Genomic DNA, 21,966 nt, shown 5'->3' with positions numbered 1-21,966 from the left:
ATGCGATCATCCGGAGCCGACATTCTGGTGGTGGACGACGAGGCGGACATCCGCGATCTCGTGTCCGGCCTGCTGGAGGACGAAGGTCACGCGGTGCGAACGGCCTCGAACGCCGAGGAGGCGCTCGCCGTCATCCGCGCGCGCAAGCCGTCGCTGATCCTGCTGGACATCTGGATGCAGGGCGGCGGCCTCGACGGGCTGGAGCTGCTCGACCTGGTCAAGCAGCTGGACCCCGATCTGCCCGTCATCATGATCTCGGGGCACGGCAACATCGAAACGGCCGTCAGCGCGCTGAAGCGCGGCGCCTACGACTTCCTTGAGAAGCCGTTCAAGTCCGACCGCCTGGTCGTCGTGGTGGAGCGGGCGCTGGAGGCGGCGCTGCTGCGGCGAGAGAACCGTCAGCTGAGAGCCAGGGCGAGCGTGCCGAGCGGGCTCATCGGCAAGTCGGCGGCGGCCCAGCAGCTCCGCGCCACCATCGCCAAGGTCGCGCCGGCCAACAGCCGCATTCTGATCGCCGGCCCGCCGGGCTCGGGCAAGGAGCTGGTGGCCCGTCAGATCCACGAGGCCAGCGGGCGCGCCCGCGGCGTCTTCGTCGCCATCTCGGCCGCCGGGATGACGCCGGAGCGGCTGGACGTCGAACTGTTCGGCGAGGAGGGGGCGGACGGACAGCCGAGGAAGATCGGGGTGTTCGAGCGGGCCCATAACGGCACCCTCTATCTCGACGACGTCGCCGACATGCCCCGCGAAAGCCAGGGGCGCATCCTGCGGGTGCTCGTCGAGCAGAGGTTCCGTCGGGTCGGCGGCGAACAGGACGTTCAGGTCGACGTCCGCGTGATCTCGTCCACGTCGCGCGACCTGAAGACCGAGATCGCCGAGGGTCGATTCCGCGAGGACCTGTTCCACCGCCTGAACGTGGTGCCGATCCGGGTTCCCGCGCTGGCTGAGCGCCGGGAGGACATCGCCGAACTTTGCGCCTATTTCGTCGATGCGCTGGCCGACGCCCAGGGCCTGCCCCGGCGCACCCTCGCGGACGACGCCATCGCGGTGCTCCAGGTGCATCCGTGGCCCGGCAACGTCCGCCAGCTGCGCAACAACATCGAGCGTCTGCTGATCCTGGCCGGCGGCGACCCCGCCGAGCCGATCACCGCGGATCAGCTGCCGCAGGAGGTCGCGAGCGGGAGCGGCGGCGGCGGACTGGGGGCCGAGCGGGTCATCGCCCTGCCGCTGCGCGAGGCCCGGGAGGTGTTCGAACGGGAGTATCTGGGGGCCCAGATCATGCGCTTCGGCGGAAACATCTCGCGCACCGCCGCCTTCATCGGCATGGAGAGATCGGCGCTGCACCGCAAGCTCAAGTCGCTGGGCGTGGCGCCCTCGCGGGGCGGAGACGAGGACGAGGAGACGACGGACTGATGTCGCGCGTGGCCTATGTGAACGGGGCGTATGTGCCGCTTTCGGACGCGTCCGTCAGCGTGGAGGACCGGGGCTTCCAGTTCGCCGACGGGGTCTATGAGGTCTGGTCGGTCTTCGACGGAAAGCTGGCCGACTATGAAGGTCACATGACCCGCCTGGCGCGCAGCCTGACGGAGCTGCGCATTCCCATCCCCATGACGCGCCAGTCGCTGACCGTCGTGCTGAAGGAGACGATCCGGCGCAACCGGGTGCGGGAGGGCATCGTCTATCTGCAGGTGACCCGCGGCGCCGCCCGCCGGGATCATCCGTTCCCCGCGCCGGGGACCCTGCCCAGCGTGGTGGCCACCTCCAGAAGCGTGGACTTCCAGAAGGCCGAGGCCATGGCGCGAAAAGGCGTCGCGGTCCTGACCCAGCCGGACATTCGATGGGGCCGGTGCGATATCAAGACGGTCGGCCTGCTGCCCAACGTGCTGGCCAAACAGGCGGCGCGCGAGGCCGGGGCCTATGAAGCCTGGATGGTGGACGAACTGGGGCTGGTGACGGAGGGGTCGTCGACCAACGCCTGGATCATCGACAAGAACGGAAAGGTGCGCACCCGCGACACCCAGGCCAACATACTGCGCGGCGTGACGCGCGCGGCGATCCTGGACCTGCTGGCGCAGGAAGGCCTGGAACTCGAGGAGCGCCCCTTCACGGTCGATGAGGCCAAGGAGGCGAAGGAAGCCTTCTTCACCGCCGCCGGCGCTTTCCTGATGCCCACGGTGTCCATCGACGGGGTGAAGATCGGCGACGGCAAGCCGGGGCCCGTCGCGACGAAGCTGCGACGCCTTTACCTTGAAAGGGCGCGGGAAGAGGCCATCTAGCCATTGCGGGTCGGGCGACGCGCCGTCTAAGGTCGCGCCTCCGCCGCCGCGCCTCCCCTTCGCGGCGACCAACGAAGACAGGATCAACCTGCCATGTCGCAAGACAAGAGACAGAACCTCCAGGACACCTTCCTGAACAGCGTCCGCAAGACGAAGACGCCGCTGACGATCTTCCTCGTCAACGGGGTGAAGCTTCAGGGCATCGTGACCTGGTTCGATAACTTCTGCGTGCTTCTGCGTCGGGACGGCCAGTCGCAGCTTGTGTACAAGCACGCCATCTCCACCATCATGCCCGCCCAGCCCGTGCAGCTGTACGAGCCGGACGTCGACGAGAACGATTGACCCAAAAACTGATTGATCACGCCGCCCCGGTCCTGAAGGCCGTCGTCATCCATCCCGACGGTCGCGAGCAGGCCTCGCGCCAGGCCGCCGAGCGGCTTGAGGAGGCGACCGGGCTGGCCCAGGCGCTGGACCTCGACGTGCGCGCCGCCGAGATCGCGCGCATCCGGCGCGTGACGCCCGCCACCCTTTTCGGCGCCGGCAAGGTGGATGAACTGGCCGCGCTGATCCGCGCCGCCGAAGCCGAGGTCGTCATCATCGACGACGCCCTGACGCCCGTGCAGCAGCGCAATCTCGAAAAGGCCTGGGAGGCCAAGGTCGTCGACCGGACCGGCCTGATCCTGGAGATCTTCGGCCGGCGCGCCCGGACCAAGGAGGGCCGGCTGCAGGTCGAGCTGGCCCGGCTCGACTACGAGCGCTCGCGCCTGGTCCGCACCTGGACCCACCTGGAGCGGCAGCGCGGCGGCACCGGCTCGACCGGCGGCCCCGGCGAAACCCAGATCGAGCTGGACCGGCGCCTGATCGCCGACCGCATCGTCAAGCTGAAGGGCGAGCTGGAGGAGGTGCGCCGCACCCGCGCGCTTCATCGGCAGGCGCGCAAGCGGGCGCCGTTTCCGACGGTCGCACTGGTCGGCTACACCAACGCGGGCAAGTCGACGCTGTTCAACCGGCTGACCGGTTCGGAGGTTCTGGCCAAGGACCTGCTGTTCGCCACCCTGGACACCACCCAGCGGACCATAAAGCTGCCGCAGGGCCGGCCGGCGATCATCGCCGACACCGTGGGCTTCATCTCCGACCTGCCGCACGAACTGGTCGAAAGCTTCCGCGCGACGCTGGAGGAGGTGGGCGAGGCCGACCTGATCCTGCACGTCCGCGACATCGCCTCGCCGGACACCGACGCCCAGGCCAAGGACGTCGAGGCGGTTCTCAAGCAGATCCCGACGCCTGAGGGCAAGACACGCCGGGTGCTGGAGGTCTGGAACAAGATCGACCTGCTGCCGTCCGACGACCGCGACGAGGTGCTGGGCCAGGCGATGCGGCATGCGACGCGACAGACCGCCGTCGCGGTGTCCGCCTGGACCGGGGAGGGGATCGAGACCCTGAGGGCCGCGATCGCCGGTCTGATCGACGACGATCCCGAGACGCGGTTGACGCTCGAGCCCGAGCAGGGCGAGGCCCTGGCGTGGCTGTATCAGCATGGGCGCGTGACGTTCCGCGACACCGACCCGGCGGGACGGACCCATGTGGTGGTGCGGCTGCATCCGGCGGCGCTGGGCCGCTTCGAGCGCCAGTTTCCGAGCCTGATCTAGTCCAGCGGTCGCCAGCCGAGCGGCGTCAGCTGCTCCAAGGGGCGGAAGCGGCCCTTGTAGTCCATCTTGGGCGAGTTCTTCACCCAGTAGCCCAGGTAGACATAGGGCAGCCGCACCGCCGCAGCCTGCCGCAGGTGGTCCAGGATCGCGAACATCCCCAGGCTGCGATCCGCGTGGTCGGGATCGAAGAAGCTGTAGACCATCGACAGGCCGTCATGCAGCAGATCCGTGAGGGCCACGCCGACCAGCCGGCCGGGGCCGTCCGTCGACGGCAGGCGGTACTCGATGAGATGGGTCCGAACGGCGGTGTCTTCGACCATGGCGACGTAGTCGGGCCAGGTCATCTCGCTCATCCCGCCGCCGGCATGACGAGCGCCGAGGTAGCGCTTGAGCAGCATGAACTGTTCGGCGGTCGCCTCGGCCTCGACCAGGCAGCGCTGGAGGTCGGCGTTGCGCCTCAGCGTGCGGCGCTCCGACTTGCTGAACACGTAGCGCATCACCGGCACGCGGACGGACACGCAGGCGTCGCAGGCCTCGCAGGCCGGGCGGTAGGCGATGTTCTGGCTGCGCCGGAAGCCGGAGTGGGTCAGCTGGTCGTTGACGCGCGCGCCGTCCGCGAAGGGCAGGTTGGCGAAGACCTTCCGCTCGAACTTGCCGTCGAGATACGGGCAGGGGGCGCTGGAGGTCATGAAGAAGCGCAGCTGTCGCGACGGGATGTGCTGGGTCATGCCCAACCTCCCGAGGGGACGATCTCGCTGCGGTTCACGACCGTGCTCATGCCGCTGATTTGGGGCGAAAGTCCGAAGTCCCGCAAGCCTCTGGACGCCGGTCTGGTCATCTTCAGAGGCTGGTGTCGCGCGGCAGCACCGGCGCTTCCCTGAGCAGCACGATGGCGATGCGGCGATTGCCGGCTAGGCTGGGGTCGTCGGGATAGAGCGGATCAGAGCCCGCCTTGCCCGCGACCTGATAGACGCGGTCCGGATCGACGCCGGCGCCCTGCATGATCTCGCGCGCGGCGTTGGCGCGCTGGGCCGACAGGCTCCAGTCCGCCGGCGCGCTGGCGACCCCGGAACCCGCGCGCGCGCTCGTATGGCCGCTGATGGACACGCGGTTCGGCAGCTGGTTCACCACCCGGCTGACCGCGCGCAGTAGCACCTGGGCGCGGGCGTTGGGGCGGGCCGAGTTCTCCTCGAACATGGAACGCCCTTCCTGATCGACCAACTGGATGCGCAGGCCCTCCGGCGTCTGGTCGATGATCATCTGTTTCGACAGCTCGGCGAGCTCGGGCAGGGACTGCATGGCTTGCCGCAGGGACGCTGCGGCCGAGGCGAAGTCGGCGGCCTCGCGCCGCGCGATCTCTGCCCGCAGGGCCTCTTCGCTGGCCGCCGCGAGGTTCTCGCTCTGGCCCACCTCCTCCGGCGCGTTGTCGGGCGCCTCGGGCGCGAGCTCGCTGACGACCGACATCGATCCCTCGGCCTTGGAGCCCTGATCGCCGAGGGCGGTGCCGCCCAGGATGCCGCCCGAGCCGCTGGTCGTCTCCGACACGCTGGCCGGCGCGAAATACTCCGCGATGCCGCGCTTCTGCTCGGGGTCGGTCGTGTTGATCAGCCACATCAGCAGAAAGAAGGCCATCATGGCGGTCACGAAGTCCGCATAGGCCACCTTCCAGGCGCCGCCGTGATGGCCGTGCCCGCCGCCCTTCTTGATTTTCTTGATCAGGATCGGACGATCGCTGGCGGACATGCGAGCCTCTGGCGGGAACTGGGCCCAACCCTCGGCGAACAAGGTTAAGGCGGCGTTTCGTGCCCTTGCGCGCGCCGACGGCCCCGCCTAGTCCGGAAGCAACCAGGAGCCGCCGTGTCCGAACCCGCCGCCACCCCGCCCGACGACGCCAAGGCCTATCGGCACGCTCTGGGCGCCTTCGCCACGGGCGTGTGCGTGGTCACGGCCGACACGCCGTCCGGTCCGGTGGGCATCACCGTGAACTCCTTCACCTCGGTCTCGCTGAACCCTCGCCTAGTCCTGTGGTGCCTTGACGACGGCTCGGAGCGGGCGCCGCTCTTCGCGGCGGCGAACCGGTTCGTGATCCAGGTCCTGGCGGCGGAGCAGCGGGATCTCGCCGCGCGCTTCGCCAAGGGCCACTGGGCGCTGGGAGAGGCCGAGGTCCGCCGTGTCGGCGACATGCCGCGCCTGCCCGCGTCGCTCGCCTGGTTCGCCTGCGAGACCGAACGTCAGGCCCAGGCGGGCGATCATCTCATCATCATCGGGCGGGTGGTCGATTTCGACGTCGACGATGGCGCGGCCCTCACGTTCCACCGGGGCCATTTCGGCGCCATCGGGAGCCACGCATGAGGATCGGTTTCGCCGGACTGGGGGTGATGGGCGCTCCGATGGCGCGGCGCCTCCTGACCGCGGGGCATGATGTCGCGGGCTTCAACCGGACCTCGGCCAAGGCGCGCGCCTGGGCCGAGGCGAACGGCGGCCGCTTCGCCGCGACGGTGGCCGAGGCGGCGACCGGGGCCGAGCTGTTCATCCTGTGCGTCGGCGCCGACGACGACGTCCGTCAGGTGGTGGCCGAGGCCCTGCCGCATCTGGCCGAGGGCGCGGTGATCGTGGACCACACCACCACCTCCGCGACCGTGGCGCGCGACATGGCGGCCATGGCTGAAGCGACGGGTCGCGTGTTCCTCGACGCGCCCGTGTCCGGCGGCCAGGCGGGGGCCGAGACGGGACAGCTCAGCGTCATGGTCGGCGGCGACGCCGGGGCGCTGGACCGCGTACGCCCCGCGCTGGACGCCTATTCCAGGGCGATCCGTCACATGGGCCCCGCCGGGTCCGGCCAGCTGACCAAGATGGTCAACCAGATCGCGATCGCCGGGGTTGTCCAGGGTCTGGCCGAGGCGGTCCATTTCGCCCAGCAGGCGGGGCTGGAGACCGACGCCGTCTACGAGGCGATCTCCAAGGGCGCGGCTCAGTCGTGGCAGATGGACAACCGCTGGAAGACGGCGGCGAACGGCGAGTTCGAGTTCGGCTTCGCCGTCGACTGGATGCGCAAGGACCTGGGGCTGGTGCTGGACGAGGCGCGTCGCAACGGGTCGCGCCTTGCGCTCACCGCGCTCGTGGATCAGTTCTACGCCGAGGTGCAGGCGATGGGGGGATCGCGATGGGACACGTCGAGCCTGGCGGCGAGGCTGCAGCGGCGGAGCTGACGGTCGAGGCGGCCTACTGGCCGGTCTGGCGTCGGCTGACACGCATGTTCGCGACCTGGTCGTTTGTGGCCACGGGACTGGCGACGCCGGGGGCCTGGACCACCTTCGGCAACGACCTGGTGTCGGGGCTGCGGGCGAACGCCTCGACCCGCAAGGCCTTCGCGGCCACGGCCGGGCTGTCGGACGAGGATGTGGAGCGACTCTACGCCGTGGCGCTGCTTAACCAGCGGCGGCACGACTGGGTCATGCGGATACTGGTGATCTTCTATGTCACGATCCCGGTCACGATCGTGGCGCTGTTGTCCGAAATCCTGGGCGACGGCCTGCTGCAGCTGGTGCGGGAGAACCCGGGCCCCGTCGCCAACCTGGTGATCATCCTCGCCGTCGGCGTGGCGATCTACCTGATGGCGCAGTGGCGGGCGCGGCAGATCGTCTGCGTCATCGAGCTGATCCGGATCAGCCGAGGCCTGACGGACCGATAGCGCCTATCCCAGCAGCTCCGCCGCCCGCGGCGCGAAATAGGTCAGCACGCCCGCGCAGCCAGCGCGCTTGAAGGCGGTCAGGCTCTCGAGGATCGCCCGGTCTTCGTCCAGCCAGCCGTTCGCGACGGCGGCCTTCATCATCGCGTACTCGCCCGACACCTGATAGGCGAGGGTGGGCACGCGGAAGGTCTCGGACACCCGGCGCACGATGTCGAGGTAGAGCAGTCCCGGCTTGACCATGACCAAGTCCGCGCCCTCGGCGATGTCCATGGCGACTTCGCGCAGCGCCTCGTCGGAGTTGGCGAAGTCCATCTGATAGGTCTTCTTGTCGCCGGACAGGGCGCGGGCCGAACCGACGGCGTCGCGGTAGGGGCCGTAGAAGGCCGACGCGTACTTCGCGGCATAGGACAGGATCAGCGTGTCCTGAAAGCCGTTGGCCTCCAGCGCCTCGCGGATCGCCTGGACGCGCCCGTCCATCATGTCCGACGGCGCCACGACGTCGGCCCCGGCGTGGGCGTGGATGAAGGCCTGCTCCGCCAGCCGCTCCAGCGTCGCGTCGTTGACGATGCGGCGGTCCTCCAGGACGCCATCGTGGCCATGGTCGGTGTAGCAGTCCAGCGCCACGTCGGTGATGACGCCGACCTCCGGCGCCGCGTCCTTGATGGCGCGGATGCACTCCGGCACCAGGCCGTCCGGATCGGTCGCGCCGGTCCCGACCGCGTCCTTGGCGGTCTTGGCGATGTTCGGAAACAGGGCCACCGCCGGGATGCCGAGGTCGCGCGCCCGCACCGCCGCCTTCGCCGCCGCCCGGGGCGACAGGCGGTCGACGCCGGGCATCGACGGGACGGGCTGAGCGTCCTCCTCGCCGTCGTGAACGATCAGCGGCCACACCAGGTCGGCCGGCGTCAGCGTGGTTTCGGCCACCAGCGACCGGATCCACGGCTGGGCCCGCAGGCGACGCGGGCGGGCGAGGGGAAAGGGGGCGGGCGCAAAGGGCGTGCTCATCGCGTCCGCTTATCGCAGCCGGGGCGTCTCGTCATCCGGCGGGCGCATCGGCTAGAAGCGCGGAAACAACGACAAGAGGACACGCCTTATGGATTTCGCCCTGACCGAGGACCAGCGCGCCATTCAGGACGCCGCGCGCGCCTTCGCCGAGGCGGAGCTCGCCCCCCACTCCGCCGAGTGGGACGAGACCAAGCACTTTCCCATCGACGTCATGCGCCGCGCCGCCGAGACCGGGTTCGCGGCCATCTATGCGCGGGAAGAGCACGGCGGCATGGCGCTGGGCCGGGTCGAGGCGGCGCTGATCTTCGAGGAGCTGTCGCGCGGCGACGTGTCGACGGCGGCCTTCCTCTCGATCCACAACATGGTCACCTGGATGGTCGACAGCTTCGGCTCGGACGATCTGCGGGCGCGCTTCGTGCCGCGTCTGGCGACCATGGAGCTGATCGGCAGCTACTGTCTGACCGAACCGGGCTCGGGCTCCGACGCGGCGGCGCTGAGGACGACGGCGGCGCGGGACGGCGATCACCTGGTGCTGAACGGGTCCAAGGCCTTCATCTCGGGCGCGGGCGCCAGCGACGTCTATGTCGTCATGTGCCGGACCGGCGAGCCGGGGCCGAAGGGCGTCAGCGCCGTCGTGGTCGAGAAGGACACGCCCGGCCTGTCCTTCGGCGGCCAGGAACGGAAGATGGGCTGGAACAGCCAGCCGACCGCCATCGTCCAGTTCGACGACTGCCGCGTGCCGGTCGCCAATCTGCTGGGCAAGGAAGGTGACGGCTTCCGCTACGCCATGATGGGGCTGGACGGCGGACGCCTGAACATCGCCGCCTGCTCGCTGGGCGGCGCGCGGCTGGCGCTGGAGACGGCGCAGGTCTACGTCGCCACGCGAAAGCAGTTCGGCAAGTCTCTGGCGGAGTTCCAGAACGTCCAGTTCAAGCTTGCGGACATGGCGACCCAGCTCGACGCGGCGCGGCTGATGGTGCTGCGCGGCGCCTGGGCGATCGACGCCGGCCACCCGGAGAAGACCAAGTGGTGCGCCATGGCCAAGCGGCTGGCCACCGACGCCTGTTTCCAGATCGCCGACGAGGCGCTGCAGCTTCACGGCGGCTACGGCTATCTGAAGGACTATCCTCTGGAGCGGATCGTTCGCGACCTGCGCGTCCACCGCATTCTGGAAGGGACCAACGAGATCATGCGCGTGATCACCGCGCGCGAGATGATGCGGCAGTAGGGGGACCGGCATGGCCGAGCCGATCAGGTCGATCCTGGTGGTGGGCGGGGGCACCGCCGGCTGGATGGCCGCGGCCGCCCTGAAGACCGCGACGGGCCCCTACTGCCGGGTGCGGCTGGTGGAGTCCGACGACATCGGCATTGTCGGCGTGGGCGAGGCGACGGTGCCCACCATCCGCGACTTCAACCGCATGATCGGCCTGGACGAGGTCGCCTTCATGCGCGAGACCAAGGCCAGCCTGAAGCTCGGCATCCAGTTCGTCGGCTGGGGCTCTGAAAACACGACGTATTTCCATCCGTTCGGCGCCTATGGCGCGGCGCGGGACCTCGGCGATTTCCACCAGGTCTGGCTGTCGCTGCGGGCCAGGGGGATGGCGTCCGGTCTCGACGCCTATTCCCTGTGCACCCAGGCCGCCTACGCGGGTCGCGTGGGCCCTCTGAACCCCGACCCCCGAACGCCGGAGGGGCTGATCGCCTCCGCCTTCCATTTCGACGCCGGGCTTTACGCCCTTCACCTTCGCAAGGTCTGCGAGGCGAAGGGGGTGGAGCGCGTCGAGGGCAAGATCGTAGAGGTGATCCAGCGGCCGGACGGCTTCGTTGATCAGGTGAGGCTGGAAGGCGAACGCACTCTGGATGCTGATCTTTTCATCGACTGCACCGGCTTTCGGGGACTGCTGATCGAGGGCGCGCTGAAGGCGGGATACGAGGACTGGTCCCACTGGCTGCCGATGAACAGAGCGGTCGCCGCGCCCTGCGCCAAGGTGGGGCCGATTACGCCCTACACCCGCGCCACCGCGGACGCCGGCGGCTGGCGCTGGCGCATTCCGCTGCAGCACCGCACCGGCAACGGCTACGTCTATTCGTCCCAGTTCATCGACGAGCAGGCCGCCGCCGACCGGCTGGTCCAGACGCTGGACGGAGAGCTGCTGGCCGAACCGCGCCACCTGCGGTTCGTGACCGGGCGTCGAAAGGCCTATTGGGCGAAGAACGTGGTGGCGCTGGGACTGTCGTCGGGCTTCATCGAGCCGCTGGAGTCCACCAGCATCCACCTGGTCCACGTCGGCCTGAACCGCCTGCTGCAGCACTTCCCCGACACCGACTTCAGCGAGGCCAATATCGCGGCCTACAACCGCCGTGTCGGCCGCGACGTGGAGCAGGTGCGGGACTTCGTGATCCTGCACTACCACCTGACCCAGCGTCAGGACGCCGAGCTCTGGCGCTACGTCTCCGCCATGCCGATCCCGGACAGCCTGGCCGAGCGCGTGGAGCTGTATCGCGAACGCGGCATCCTGCTGCCCCTCAGCGCCGACGACTATTTCTCGCCGACCTCCTGGCTGGCGGTGATGAACGGGCAGGGGGTCGAGCCCAGGGCGCACAATCCGCTCTATGACCTGAACAATCCGCAGACCCAGGCCGCCCAGCTGAAGCGGATCGAGGAGGCCTTCGCCGACGTCGCGGCGCGGCTGCCGCTCCACGACGACTTCCTTCGCGCGAGCGGGATGGCCGAGGCGGCCTGACAACTCGACGGGCGGGGCGCATCGCCCTAGGACGGGGCCCATGACCGATCACGAAGCTCCCGTCCTGACCCGCGTCGAGACCGGCGTTGGGCGCATCACCCTGAACCGCCCCAGGGCCATCCATGCGCTGAACAAGGCGATGTGCGACGCCATGATCGCGGCGCTGCTGGCGTGGCGCGAGGACGACCGGGTGCGCGCGGTGCTGATTGACCACGCGGGCGAACGCGGCTTCTGCGCCGGCGGCGACATCCGCATGATCGCCGCGAGCGGGGCAGGCGACGCGACCGAGGCCAGGGCCTTCTTCCATGCGGAGTACCGGCTTAACCACCTGCTGGTCGTCTATCCCAAGCCGGTCGTCTCGATCGTGGACGGCATCGTGATGGGCGGCGGCGTGGGCATCTCTGAGCCGGCGGCCGTGCGGATCGCCACGGAGCGCACCACCTACGCCATGCCGGAGACCGGCATCGGCCTCTTTCCGGACGTCGGCGGCGGCTGGTTCCTGCCGAGGCTGCCGGGCGAGACCGGAACCTGGCTGGCCCTGACCGGCGCGCGGCTGAAGGCGGCGGACACGGTGGCCTTGGGCATCCACACCCACTTCGTGCGATCCGAGCGGATCGAGGACTTGAAGTCTGAATTGCTTCAGGATGCTGATCCTCAAGCCGTGGCCGATCGCTTCGCGGAAGACGCGGGGCCGGCCCCGCACCTGCCGCTTCGGGAGGCGATCGACCGCCTGTTCGCCCACGATCGGGTGGAGGACATTCTGGCGGCGCTGTCGGCCGAGGGCTCCGACTGGGCGGCGGGCCAGCTGGAGATCCTCCGGTCCAAGTCGCCGCAGTCGCTGAAGGTGACCCTGCGACAGCTGCGGCTCGGTCGGTCGCTCAAGAGCTTCGCCGCGAACATGGCCATGGAGTACCGGCTGGGCGGCCGGGTGGTGAGGACCCACGACTTCCAGGAGGGGGTGCGGGCGGTCATCGTCGACAAGGACAATGCGCCGAAATGGTCGCCCGCGTCGGTAGAGGCCGTCGATGATGCGACCATCGACGCCCTGTTCGCGCCCCTCGACTCTGGCGACGAATGGACGCCGCTTCCGGATGTCGCCGACCCTTGATCGCGGACAAGGGCGCGCGCAGGGTCCGCTGGCAAAGAGGAGACCGCCCATGCGCGCCGTGACCGCACTCGCCGCCCTGATGCTCGCCGCCGCGCCCGCGGCGCTGGCGCAGTCCGCCGATCCGATCGAGGCCGCGATCGCCGACCCCCGCCGTCCCGCCGAGGACGTGGCGCGCGACACGGCGCGGGCCAGCGCCGAGATGCTGGCCTTCGCTGAGATCGGCCCGGGCGATCGCGTGGCGGACATCCGGCCCGAGGAAGGTTTCTTCGCCCGTCTGTTCGCCGTCGCCGTGGGCCCGGAGGGCAGGGTCTACGCCTTCGTGCCGACGCGCACGGCGGCGCGTGAGGACGCCTACGCCGACGCGCTGGCCCAGACCTACGGCAATGTGGAGCGGATCACCGGGGCGCTGGACGCCATGACCTTTCCCGAGCCGCTGGACGTGATCTTCACGGCCCAGGAATACCACGACTTCCACATTCCTGGCTTCCAGACGAACGTCGCGGAGATGAACCGCCGCGCCTTCGAGGCCCTGAAGCCGGGCGGCCTCTATGTGGTGATCGACCACGAAGCGGCCGAGGGGGCGGGCAAGGACGTGGTTCAGACGCTGCACCGCATCGAGGGCGCCTGGCTGCGCCGGGAGGTCGAGGCGGCGGGATTCGTCTTCGAAGGCGAGAGCGAGGCGGTGCGCAATCCCGAGGACGACCACAGCCTGAACGTCTTCGATCCCGCCATCCGGGGCCGGACCGACCAGTTCGTGTACCGCTTCCGGAAGCCGAACTAGGAGGCCTGGATCAGGCGACGGCGCTCCTCGTCCGACAGCCGCCGCCAGCGTTCTTCGGGCAGGTCGCCGAGCTCCAGCGGCCCTATGCGGACACGTTGCAGGTCCACCACGCGCAGCTCGACCATTTCGGCCATCCTGCGGATCTGGCGGTTACGCCCCTCGGTCAGCACGAAGCGCAGGTCCTGGTCGCCGATCTGTTCGACGACGGCGCGTTTCAGCGGCTTGCCGTCCATCGCCAGGCCGAAGCGCAGGCGGCCGATGCGCGACTCGGTGATCCTTCCGGCGACGCGGACCCGATACTCCTTGTCCAGACGGGACTGCGGTCCGATCACGGCCTTGGCCAGCACGCCGTCCGACGACAGCAGCAGGAGGCCGCGCGAGTCCTCGTCCAGCCGGCCGAGCGGCGGCAGGACCGCGTCGCGCCCCGGCGGCTGCAGATCGCCCTCGGCGTTGGCGGCGGACAGCAGACGCGCGGCCGGAATCTTGCCCGGCTCGGGCTGGCCGGACACGTAGCCGACCGGCTTGTTCAGCACGATCGCGTCGGCGGCGAGGGCCGACGTCGCCGCGTCGGCGAGGGTCAGCGTCTGGCCCTTCAGGATCTTGCGGCCGGCGTCCGACACGACCTCGCCGTCGATGGAGACCAGCCCCTCGGCGATGAGCGTCTCGGCCTCGCGCCTCGAGCACACGCCGCTCTGGGCCAGCCATTTGTTGATGCGTTGCGGCTCGTCGCCGTCATAGGTCCGCCGAAAGGTCATGCGGCTGTCTAGCCCCGGGTCGGGGCCCGGCCAACGCCCGCGGTTGAAATCATCGACCCATGAGACTAGGTTGATGCTCATATCGCATCCGTGAGCACCCTTCGACCGTCCGCGCGATATCGCCGGCGCGGATCGGCGCTCCGTTTTCGTGAAGCGAGCACCTCGAGCAGCATTCGTGCGGTTCTTGAACTGAACAACCATTGGAGCAGATTTGAAACCTCAACGCGCCCCCAGCAGCCAGACCTTCAACCGCCGTGGACATTTCAACCGCCGTCCGATCCGTGCGCGCGTCGGATTGGCGATGCGACGATCGATGAACTTCGGGGCGCTGGGCGACGTCGAGCGGGTGATGCAGGGCGAGGGGCTGTCGCTGGCGCCCATCGCGACCAGCGACGCCAGCATGGCCATCGGCGGCATCAGCGTGATCCCGACCGCGACGGTCGGCGACATCGTCGAGGGGCGTCTGGCGGCGCTCGTCATCCCCGGCGGCGCGCCGGACGCGGACTCGGAGGGTCGCACCGCCGAGCTCGTGGCGGCGGCGCGGGCTCGCAACCTGCCGATCCTCGCCTTCGGCGAAGGCGTGGCCCAGGTTGCGCGGGCGATGGAGGTCGATCCAGCGGGCCTGTCGGACTTTCCGGGCGTCGTCTTCTCCAACGCCGACGTGTTCCCGATCCGTGACGAGGAGCAGCTGGGCACGGCCGCGGCCGCGATCGGCTAGAGCCTGATCGGCGCTCACTTGAAATCGGACCGAAATCCGAGCCCAGGTGGACGTGCGTCCGACTGAACCGATTTCGGTCTAGACCTTTCGGAACAGCAGGCTGAGGTTGTTGGCGGGCATGGCCTTTCTGAGCGTGAAGGCCAGCCCGTGCGCCCGGGCGGCCGCGATGACCTCGTCGCGGTCGCGCAGGCCCCAGGCGGGATCACGCGCCGTCAGGGACGCGTCGAAGGCGGCGTTCGAGTCCGCCAGCGGCGTGTCCGCCTCACGATAGGGACCATAGAGATAGAGCAGGCCGCCGGGGACGAGGACGCGTGCGGCGCCGGCCATCAGGGCCTCAGTCGCCGACCAGGGGCTGATGTGGACCAGATTGATCGCGACGACCGCCTCGAACGGACCCGCGGGCCAGCCCACCGGATCCTCCACATCCAGACGAAGCGGCGCCGCGAGGTTTGCAGCCTGAACCGATGCGCGCCAAGCCGAGATCGAGGCCAGGGCTTCCGGGCTCGCATCGGTCGGCGTCCAGACCAGGCCGGGCAGGGCGGCGGCGAACCGCGCCGCGTGCTGGCCCGTGCCCGACGCGATCTCCAGCACCCGCCCCTGACCCGGCAGGGCGGCGCGAAGCACCGCCAGGATCGCCTCGGCGTTGCGGTCCGCCGCCGGGGAAGACCGCGCGGGGCCTGAGGATGGAGAGACGGGATCCATGGTCTGCATGACCGCGTCATAGCGCAGGACCGGCGCGCGCCGACATGGGCGGGTGGAAAATCTCGGACCGGGCCCGCTGCAAGGCGGAATCTTGCGTGGTTTGACCGGAACCCGCCAGACATGCTCTTGCTTGTTACATGGCGTGATCGCGACGACGCGGCCGCCGAGGCGTGCGGTCACGGCGGCGTTCAGAACCGTCGGGCCAGTTCAGGAGAGCAAGACGTGTCCAATATCGCCATGACGCCCGGACTCCATCCGGCGCCCACCCGGCATGCCGGCCTGGTCGAATGGGTCGAACGCATCGCCGCTCTGACCAGGCCGGACCGGGTGCATTGGTGCGATGGCTCCGAGGCCGAGAAGCAGGCGATCATCGCCGATCTGGTCTCCCGGGGGACGCTGAGGGCGCTCGATCCCGACAAACGGCCGGGCAGCTACCACGCCGCGTCGGACCCCAAGGATGTGGCGCGGGTCGAGAGCCGGACCTTCATCTGCTCGCGGGACGAGATCGACGCGGGTCCGACGAACAACTGGGCCGATCCGCAGGAGATGCGCGGACGTCTGGAGGGGCTGTTCGCCGGCTGCATGCGCGGCCGGACGATGTACGTCGTGCCGTTCTGCATGGGACCTCTGGGCTCCGACATCAGCGCCTTGGGGGTCGAGATCACCGACAGCGGCTATGTCGCCGTCTCCATGGGGGTGATGACCCGCATGGGCGCCGCGGCGCTGGAGCAGCTGGGCGAGACGGGAACCTTCGTTCCGGCCGTTCACACCCTGGGCGCGCCGCTGGACGAGGGTCAGGCCGACGTGCCGTGGCCCTGCAACGACGAGAAATGGATCGTCCACTTCCCCGAGACGCGCGAGATCTGGTCCTACGGCTCGGGCTATGGCGGCAACGCGCTGCTCGGCAAGAAGTGCTACGCCCTGCGGATCGCCTCGGTCATGGCCCGCGACGAGGGCTGGCTGGCCGAGCACATGCTGATCCTGAAGCTGACCAGCCCGACGGGCGCGGTGAAGTATGTCGCCGCCGCCTTCCCGTCGGCCTGCGGCAAGACCAACCTGGCCATGCTGGAGCCGAGCCTGGAAGGCTGGAAGGCCGAGTGCGTCGGCGACGACATCGCCTGGATGCGGATCGGCGCCGACGGACGCCTCTACGCCGTCAACCCGGAGGCCGGCTTCTTCGGCGTGGCCCCGGGCACCAGCCGCAACACCAACCGCAACGCGGTCGAGACGCTCAGCCGGGACGTGATCTACACCAACACCGCCCTGACCGCCGACGGCGACGTGTGGTGGGAGGGCTTGTCGAAGTCCCCGCCCGACGGCCTGACGAACTGGAAGGGCCAGCCGCACGACCCCGCCTCGGGCGAGCCCGCCGCGCATCCCAACGCCCGCTTCGCCGTCGCCGCCGGCCAATGCCCGGCGATCGCGCCCGAATGGGAGGACCCGAAGGGCGTGCCCATCGACGCGATCCTGTTCGGCGGCCGTCGCGCCAGCGCGGTGCCGCTGGTGACCGAGGCCTTCGACTGGGCCCACGGCGTCTTCATGGGCTCGACCGTGGCGTCGGAGGGCACGGCGGCGGCGGAGAACAAGGTCGGCGAGCTGCGACGCGATCCGTTCGCGATGCTGCCCTTCTGCGGCTACAACATGGGGGACTATTTCGCCCATTGGCTTTCGATGGCGGGTCGGACTGATCCCGCCAAGCTGCCGCGCATCTTCTTCGTCAACTGGTTCCGGAAGGGGGCCGACGGCCGCTTCATCTGGCCGGGCTTCGGCGAGAACGCCCGCGTGCTGAAGTGGATTTTCGAGCGTCTGGACGACCGGGCGGCCGCGCTCGACACCCCGGTCGGCCGGGTTCCCGCCCCCGGCGCCCTGGATGTGGAAGGCCTGGGTCTTTCCGAGAGCGATCTCGCGACCCTGCTGGATGTCGATCCGGACGTCTGGACCGAGGAAGCCGCCATGATCCCGGCCTTCTACGCCCAGTTCGGCGACCGGCTTCCGGGCGCGCTCTGGGATCAGCACGCGGCGCTGTCGGCGCGGCTGGAGGACGCCCGCGCGGCGCGTCTGGCGGCGGAGTAGCACCTTGCATTCAGGCCCGCCCCGGACGATGTGCGGGGCGTGCTGAAGCGGTTCGACGTTCTGGTGATCGGCGGCGGCGTCCTGGGCCTCGCCACGGCGGCGGACCTGGCGCGCTCCGGGCGCGCCGTGGGGGTGGTCGATCCGGGCGAGGGCAACGCCTCCTCCGTGGCGGCCGGCATGATCGCGCCGGCGATGGAGTCGCTGCTCGACCCCCTGCTGCGCCCCCACGTCGAACTTCTCAAGGAGGCGGCGGCGCTCTGGCCGGCGTTCGCGGCGCGTCACGGGCTGGCGCTTCTGCAGGAGGGCGCCGGCTGGGTCGGGCCGGACGCGGCGGAGAAGGCGCGGGAGCTGGCCGGCCTCGGCTTCTCGGTCGAGGTTGACGGCGATCGGCTGACCACGCCCGACGACCTGCGCATCGAGGCTGCGACCGCGCTCCGAATCCTCGCCGAGCCGGTGAACATCGTTCGCCACCGGGCGGACGCGGTCGCCCGCGAGGGCGGCCTGTGGCGATCGTCGCTGAACTCGGGCGCGACGGTCGAGGCCGCGACGCTCGTCATCGCGACCGGCGCGGCCGAGGCGCTCCAGGGCCTGTCGCCGGACGTCCGCAGGGTGATCGCGGGCGTCCAGCCCATTCGCGGTCAGATCGTGCGCACTGCGGGCCGGCCCGAGCGCGTGCTGCGGTCGGCCGACGTCTACTGGGCGCCCGCGGGCGATGCGGGCCGGCTGGGCGCCACCATGGAGCACGGGCGGCGCGACACCGCGCCCGACCCCGAGATCGCCGCCCGCTTCGAGGCCGCCGCCGCCGCCGCCTTCGGGGCCGCCGGCGAGGTGATCGGGATCGACGTGGGCGTTCGCGGCGCGACGGCCGACGGGCTGCCGCTCGCCGGGAGCGCGGGCGACGGGCTGTATCTCGCCCTGGCGCCGCGCCGGAACGGCTGGCTGCTGGCCCCCCTGGTCGCGCGCACCCTCGTCGAGCAGATCGAGGGGCGACCCTCGAAGTGGGCGCGGGCCTTGGATCCGTTCAGGACCGTCTAGACGTCGCCGGGCGTGTTCACCGGGCGGCCGAGCTCGAAGCGCCAGGCGTCCTCGGCGGCCCGCATGGGCGCGCGCGCCTTGGCGACGGTCTCGGCGTACTCGGCCCGGGCGTCGGAGTCGGCGACCACGCCGGCGCCGGCCTGGATGAAGATCCTGTCGTCGGCGAACAGGGCTGTGCGGAGCACGATGCAGATGTCCGCCTCGCCCCCGGCCGAGATGTAGCCGACGCCGCCGCCGTAGCCGACGCCGCGCTTCACCCCCTCGAGCTCGTCGATGATCTCCATGGCGCGCACCTTGGGGGCGCCCGAGAGGGTGCCGGCGGGCAGGGCGGCGAGCAGGGTGTCCACGGCGTCGAGGTTGGGATCGGCGACACCCTCTACGTTCGAGACGATGTGCATGACCTGGCTGTAGCGCTCGACGACGAAGCTCTCGGTCACCTCGACGGCGCCCGGGGCGGAGACGCGACCGACGTCGTTGCGGCCGAGGTCCAGCAGCATCAGATGCTCGGCGCGCTCCTTGGGATCGGCCAGCAGCTCGGCCTCGAGCGCCTGGTCGGCCTCGCGCGTGTCGCCCCGCGCCCGCGTGCCCGCCAGCGGCCGTATGGTGACCCGCCCGTCCTTCAGCCGCACCAGGATCTCGGGGCTGGACCCCGCCAGCTGGAACCCGCCGAAGTCCAGGAAGAACAGGTAGGGCGACGGGTTCTGCCGCCGCAGCGAGCGGTAGAAGGCGAACGGGTCGCGGTCCCACGCGGCGGAGAAGCGGTGGCTCAGCACCACCTGGAAGATGTCGCCGGCCGCGATGTAGTCCTTGGCGCGCGCCACCATCCGGCCGTACCCGGCTTCGTCGACGGGCGAGACGAAGGACGGCGCGGGGACCGGCTCGGCGGGCGCGCGCGCCACGAGGGGTTTGCGCAGATCGGCCTCGAAGGCGTCCAGACGCCGGATCGCGTCGTCGTGGGCCTGTTCGGCCGAGCGGCCGTCGGGGAAGCAGGCGGCGACCACGACGATCTCGCGCCTGACCGAGTCGAAGATCGCGACGAGCGAGGGGCGTGTCAGCTCGGCGTCGGGCAGGCCCAGCGGATCGGCCCGCGCCTCGCCCAGCGGCTCCAGCAGGCGGACCATGTCATAGCCGAACACGCCGAAGAGCCCGGCCGCCATGGGCGGCAGATCGTCGGGCAGCGGGATGCGGGTCTCGGCGATCAGGGCTCTCAGCGACTCCAGCGCCGGCCGTGCGTCGCGCTCGAACCGCCCGGCGGCGATCGCGTCGCGACCCCGCGCCAGCTCGGCCTCGCCGCCCCGGGCGCGCCAGACCACGTCCGGGTCCAGCGTCAGGATGGAGTAGCGCCCGTTCAGCGCGCCGCCTTCGACGGATTCGAGCAGGAACGCGTGCCTGCGGCCCCGTCCCAGCTTCAGATAGGCGGAGACGGGGGTCTCGAGGTCGTCGACGATGCGCCGGACCACGAGCTGGGGCTGGTTCTCGGCCCAGCCGCGCCCGAAGGCCTCCGGAACGGCGGTCATTCGGCGGCAGGTTCGGCCCGCGGCTGGAGCCCGAGCGCCTGGCGCGCGCGCTCCAGGTCGGTCTCCACGCCCGTCCTGGCGGCGCCGGCCATGACCAGCGTCTGGAGGACGTCCTGGGCCAGCTGCTGGGACAGGGCGGGCCGGATCTGTGCGACCAGCGGCGCGGCCTGCGCCGGATCGGCCGCGCGGATCTCATCGACCCGGCCGATGACCATCCGTCCGGGGCCCTGGGTCTCGCTGAAGACCTGGCCCTTCGACTGACCGAACAGGCCCCTGAGGACGCCGACGCCGATCTCGGCCTGGGTCTCCTGCGTCGCCTGCACGCCGTCGCGGTCCACCAGGGTGGAGCCGACCGACCGGGCCACGGCGGCCATGTCCTCGCCGCCCCGCACCCGCGACGCCAGGCGGTCCGCAAGCGCCGTCAGGCGGCGGCCGTTCTCCCGCTGCGTCCAGGCCGCGGCCAGGGGGGCGCGGACGTCGGCCAGCGAGGGCAGGGCCGGTGGCTGGATGCGATCGACCCGGAGCGCGAAGTACTGCCCCTGGCCCGCGTCAACGACTTCGCTCTCGCCGTTGGCCGGCAGGGAGAAGGCCGTGGACAGGACCTCGGGCGGCGCCTGGAGGGGCTGGCCGTTCGGAAGCGCGCCCTCGGCCGTGAAGGGCGGTAGCTGGACGATGCGGGCGCCGGCGCGCTGGGCGGCGTCGGCGAGGTTGGCGCCGTCGTTGCGAGCCGCGTCATAGGCCTCCACACGCTCATAGACGGCCGAGCGCTGGGCTTCCTCGGTCAGCTCGGCGACGATCTGGTCCCGCACGTCCGCCAGCTGCGGCGTCGAGCCGGGCAGGATCTGCTCGACGCGGGCGACCACGAAGCCGACCTGGGTGCGGATCGGAGCGGACACCTGGCCGCTCTGCAGATCGAACACGGCCTGGGCGACGGCCGAGTCCGCGACCTGACTGCGGGCCCGGGCCGAGTTCCGCGTGACGGAGACGCCGTTGGCCTCCGCGACGGCGTCCGGAGACTGGCCCGCGCGCAAGGCCGCGGCGATGCGCTGGGCGGCGGCTTCGCTCGCCGCCGGAATGGTGAGGAACGCGCGCTGTTCGGGATTGGCCAGCGCTTCGCGGCGGAACTCATAGCGCTCCTGAATCTGGGCGTCGGTGATCTCCGGGGTCGCGTCCGTGTTGAACAGCACCAGGGAGACGGTGCGGAACTCCGGTCGGCGCAGCTGTTCGGCGTTTTCGTTCAGGAAGGCGGTCAGCTGGGCGTCCGTCGGCGCGGGGGCCGAGCCCGCCATCGCCTGGGTGATCTCGAACCAGCGGCCGTCGCGGGTCTCGCGGGCCTGGGCGGCGGCCAGCGCGCCATAGATGGCGGGCATGCGGATCGCGCCGAGCGCGGCGGACTGGATGTGGCCCACGATCACCTCGTCGCGCACGTTCTCCTCGAACTGCGGGACGGTGATGTTCTGCTGCCCCAGCGCCGACTCGTAGGCCGTCTGGTCGAACTGTCCGGTGACCTGGTTGAAGAAGGCGGGGATGTTGCGCAGCTGGTCGACGATCAACTGGGCGCTGGGCCGGACCCCGGCGCGCCACGCCCACGCCAGGAAGCCGAGCTCCTGCGCGCGGCCCTCGACGATCTGGGGAATGACGCCCGCTTCGTCGAATTGTTCGAAGGTGACCGGCTGGCCCGACTGCTGCTCCTGGGAGCCGCGCACCCGCTCGGCGTAGACTCGGAACTCCTGCTGGTCGACCGACCGGTCGCCCGCCGAGATCACATGCTGCGGGCCGAGCGACCCCAGGATGTCCATCTGGCTGCCGCCGGTGACCAGCAGGCCGATGGCGACCAGCGCGATCAGACCCACCGCCCACGGCGACTTCGCGAACTTGCGGAATACGGAGATCATGGCCGACCTTCAGCTTGGGC

General features: G+C 70.4%; 20 protein-coding genes and 1 pseudogene. 14 read left to right on the top strand and 7 right to left on the bottom strand.

The window, feature by feature from the left end; genetic code table 11:
* The 4 genes from ntrX to hflX all read left to right on the top strand — a co-directional run bounded on the left by ntrX (position 1) and on the right by hflX (position 3,922).
* A complete protein-coding gene (gene ntrX / locus ACFFGE_RS02240; protein ID WP_376833883.1) occupies positions 1-1,410 on the top strand; it encodes a nitrogen assimilation response regulator NtrX in 1,410 nt (469 codons plus the stop codon).
* On the top strand, positions 1,410-2,273 hold the full coding sequence (locus ACFFGE_RS02235; RefSeq protein ID WP_376833881.1) for a D-amino-acid transaminase: 864 nt from the start codon (positions 1,410-1,412) through the stop codon (positions 2,271-2,273). Before ntrX ends, ACFFGE_RS02235 begins: the two co-directional genes overlap by 1 nt.
* A 93-nt stretch (positions 2,274-2,366) precedes the next feature.
* Entirely contained in the window at positions 2,367-2,615 is a 249-nt protein-coding gene (hfq, locus tag ACFFGE_RS02230) for an RNA chaperone Hfq (RefSeq protein WP_376833879.1), read from the top strand.
* The gene (hflX, locus tag ACFFGE_RS02225; RefSeq protein WP_376833878.1) at positions 2,612-3,922 is read left to right on the top strand and encodes a GTPase HflX; all 1,311 of its coding nucleotides are present in this window, start codon (positions 2,612-2,614) and stop codon (positions 3,920-3,922) included. The genes hfq and hflX overlap by 4 nt, the downstream gene beginning before the upstream one ends.
* Here the strand turns inward: hflX and ACFFGE_RS02220 are convergent.
* A complete protein-coding gene (locus tag ACFFGE_RS02220; protein WP_376833876.1) occupies positions 3,919-4,650 on the bottom strand; it encodes an arginyltransferase in 732 nt (243 codons plus the stop codon). The two genes, hflX and ACFFGE_RS02220, sit on opposite strands and share 4 nt — an antisense overlap.
* A gap of 112 nt (positions 4,651-4,762) precedes the next feature.
* On the bottom strand, positions 4,763-5,665 hold the full coding sequence (locus tag ACFFGE_RS02215; protein ID WP_376833875.1) for a flagellar motor protein MotB: 903 nt from the start codon (positions 5,663-5,665) through the stop codon (positions 4,763-4,765).
* Positions 5,666-5,779: 114 nt separating this feature from the next.
* On the opposite strand from ACFFGE_RS02215, the gene ACFFGE_RS02210 reads away from it, so the two are divergent.
* The 3 genes and pseudogenes from ACFFGE_RS02210 to ACFFGE_RS02200 all read left to right on the top strand — a co-directional run bounded on the left by ACFFGE_RS02210 (position 5,780) and on the right by ACFFGE_RS02200 (position 7,613).
* Positions 5,780-6,274 carry a flavin reductase family protein gene (locus ACFFGE_RS02210; RefSeq protein WP_376833873.1) on the top strand — a complete coding sequence of 165 codons (495 nt, stop codon included), beginning with the start codon at positions 5,780-5,782 and terminating at the stop codon, positions 6,272-6,274.
* A pseudogene (locus ACFFGE_RS02205) lies at positions 6,244-7,131 on the top strand (NAD(P)-dependent oxidoreductase); the annotation flags it as partial. The gene ACFFGE_RS02210 and the pseudogene ACFFGE_RS02205, both read left to right, overlap by 31 nt.
* Positions 7,086-7,613, top strand: coding sequence for a hypothetical protein (locus ACFFGE_RS02200; RefSeq protein ID WP_376833871.1), 528 nt, complete (start codon positions 7,086-7,088; stop codon positions 7,611-7,613). The pseudogene ACFFGE_RS02205 and the gene ACFFGE_RS02200, both read left to right, overlap by 46 nt.
* Before the next feature lie 3 nt (positions 7,614-7,616).
* Here the strand turns inward: ACFFGE_RS02200 and hemB are convergent, their stop codons facing one another.
* Entirely contained in the window at positions 7,617-8,618 is a 1,002-nt protein-coding gene (gene hemB / locus ACFFGE_RS02195; RefSeq protein ID WP_376833869.1) for a porphobilinogen synthase, read from the bottom strand.
* Between the two features lie 88 nt (positions 8,619-8,706).
* Here hemB and ACFFGE_RS02190 point away from each other — a divergent pair, with 88 nt between their 5' ends.
* Genes ACFFGE_RS02190 through ACFFGE_RS02175 form a run of 4 tightly spaced genes read left to right on the top strand, consistent with a single transcriptional unit; the run spans position 8,707 to position 13,251 of the window.
* Complete coding sequence (locus ACFFGE_RS02190) at positions 8,707-9,846, top strand: acyl-CoA dehydrogenase family protein (RefSeq protein ID WP_376833867.1); 1,140 nt, start codon at positions 8,707-8,709, stop codon at positions 9,844-9,846.
* Positions 9,847-9,856: 10 nt separating this feature from the next.
* On the top strand, positions 9,857-11,362 hold the full coding sequence (locus ACFFGE_RS02185; RefSeq protein WP_376833865.1) for a tryptophan halogenase family protein: 1,506 nt from the start codon (positions 9,857-9,859) through the stop codon (positions 11,360-11,362).
* Between the two features lie 40 nt (positions 11,363-11,402).
* Positions 11,403-12,470 carry an enoyl-CoA hydratase/isomerase family protein gene (locus ACFFGE_RS02180; RefSeq protein ID WP_376833863.1) on the top strand — a complete coding sequence of 356 codons (1,068 nt, stop codon included), beginning with the start codon at positions 11,403-11,405 and terminating at the stop codon, positions 12,468-12,470.
* 49 nt (positions 12,471-12,519) lie between these two features.
* A complete protein-coding gene (locus ACFFGE_RS02175; RefSeq protein WP_376833861.1) occupies positions 12,520-13,251 on the top strand; it encodes a class I SAM-dependent methyltransferase in 732 nt (243 codons plus the stop codon).
* On the opposite strand, the gene ACFFGE_RS02170 is transcribed toward ACFFGE_RS02175, so the two are convergent.
* Positions 13,248-14,006, bottom strand: a complete 759-nt coding sequence (locus ACFFGE_RS02170) for a pseudouridine synthase (protein WP_376833859.1) — start codon at positions 14,004-14,006, stop codon at positions 13,248-13,250. The genes ACFFGE_RS02175 and ACFFGE_RS02170 overlap by 4 nt on opposite strands.
* A 301-nt stretch (positions 14,007-14,307) precedes the next feature.
* Between ACFFGE_RS02170 and ACFFGE_RS02165 the strand changes: the two genes are divergently transcribed.
* The gene (locus tag ACFFGE_RS02165; protein ID WP_376833858.1) at positions 14,308-14,724 is read left to right on the top strand and encodes a type 1 glutamine amidotransferase family protein; all 417 of its coding nucleotides are present in this window, start codon (positions 14,308-14,310) and stop codon (positions 14,722-14,724) included.
* A gap of 78 nt (positions 14,725-14,802) precedes the next feature.
* Here the strand turns inward: ACFFGE_RS02165 and ACFFGE_RS02160 are convergent, their stop codons facing one another.
* Positions 14,803-15,435: a DUF938 domain-containing protein gene (locus tag ACFFGE_RS02160; protein WP_376833856.1), complete on the bottom strand. Its 633-nt coding sequence runs from the start codon at positions 15,433-15,435 to the stop codon at positions 14,803-14,805.
* Between the two features lie 213 nt (positions 15,436-15,648).
* On the opposite strand from ACFFGE_RS02160, the gene ACFFGE_RS02155 reads away from it, so the two are divergent.
* Positions 15,649-17,499 (top strand): phosphoenolpyruvate carboxykinase (GTP), encoded by a 1,851-nt coding sequence (locus tag ACFFGE_RS02155; protein WP_446680606.1) that lies wholly within the window; start codon positions 15,649-15,651, stop codon positions 17,497-17,499.
* A 39-nt stretch (positions 17,500-17,538) separates the two neighbouring features.
* A complete protein-coding gene (locus ACFFGE_RS02150; RefSeq protein ID WP_376833854.1) occupies positions 17,539-18,534 on the top strand; it encodes an NAD(P)/FAD-dependent oxidoreductase in 996 nt (331 codons plus the stop codon).
* Here the strand turns inward: ACFFGE_RS02150 and trpE are convergent.
* Together trpE and ACFFGE_RS02140 are read right to left on the bottom strand one after the other, a co-directional pair.
* Positions 18,531-20,051 (bottom strand): anthranilate synthase component I, encoded by a 1,521-nt coding sequence (gene trpE, locus ACFFGE_RS02145; RefSeq protein ID WP_376833852.1) that lies wholly within the window; start codon positions 20,049-20,051, stop codon positions 18,531-18,533. The two genes, ACFFGE_RS02150 and trpE, sit on opposite strands and share 4 nt — an antisense overlap.
* Positions 20,048-21,946: a peptidylprolyl isomerase gene (locus ACFFGE_RS02140; protein ID WP_376833850.1), complete on the bottom strand. Its 1,899-nt coding sequence runs from the start codon at positions 21,944-21,946 to the stop codon at positions 20,048-20,050. Before ACFFGE_RS02140 ends, trpE begins: the two co-directional genes overlap by 4 nt.
* Positions 21,947-21,966: the final 20 nt, after the last annotated feature.

It is taken from the genome of Brevundimonas balnearis (assembly GCF_042434805.1).
GTDB classification, from domain to species: domain Bacteria; phylum Pseudomonadota; class Alphaproteobacteria; order Caulobacterales; family Caulobacteraceae; genus Brevundimonas; species Brevundimonas balnearis.
The sequence above is the reverse complement of the archived record's forward strand: the minus strand, read 5'-3'. Positions and strand labels throughout refer to the sequence as shown.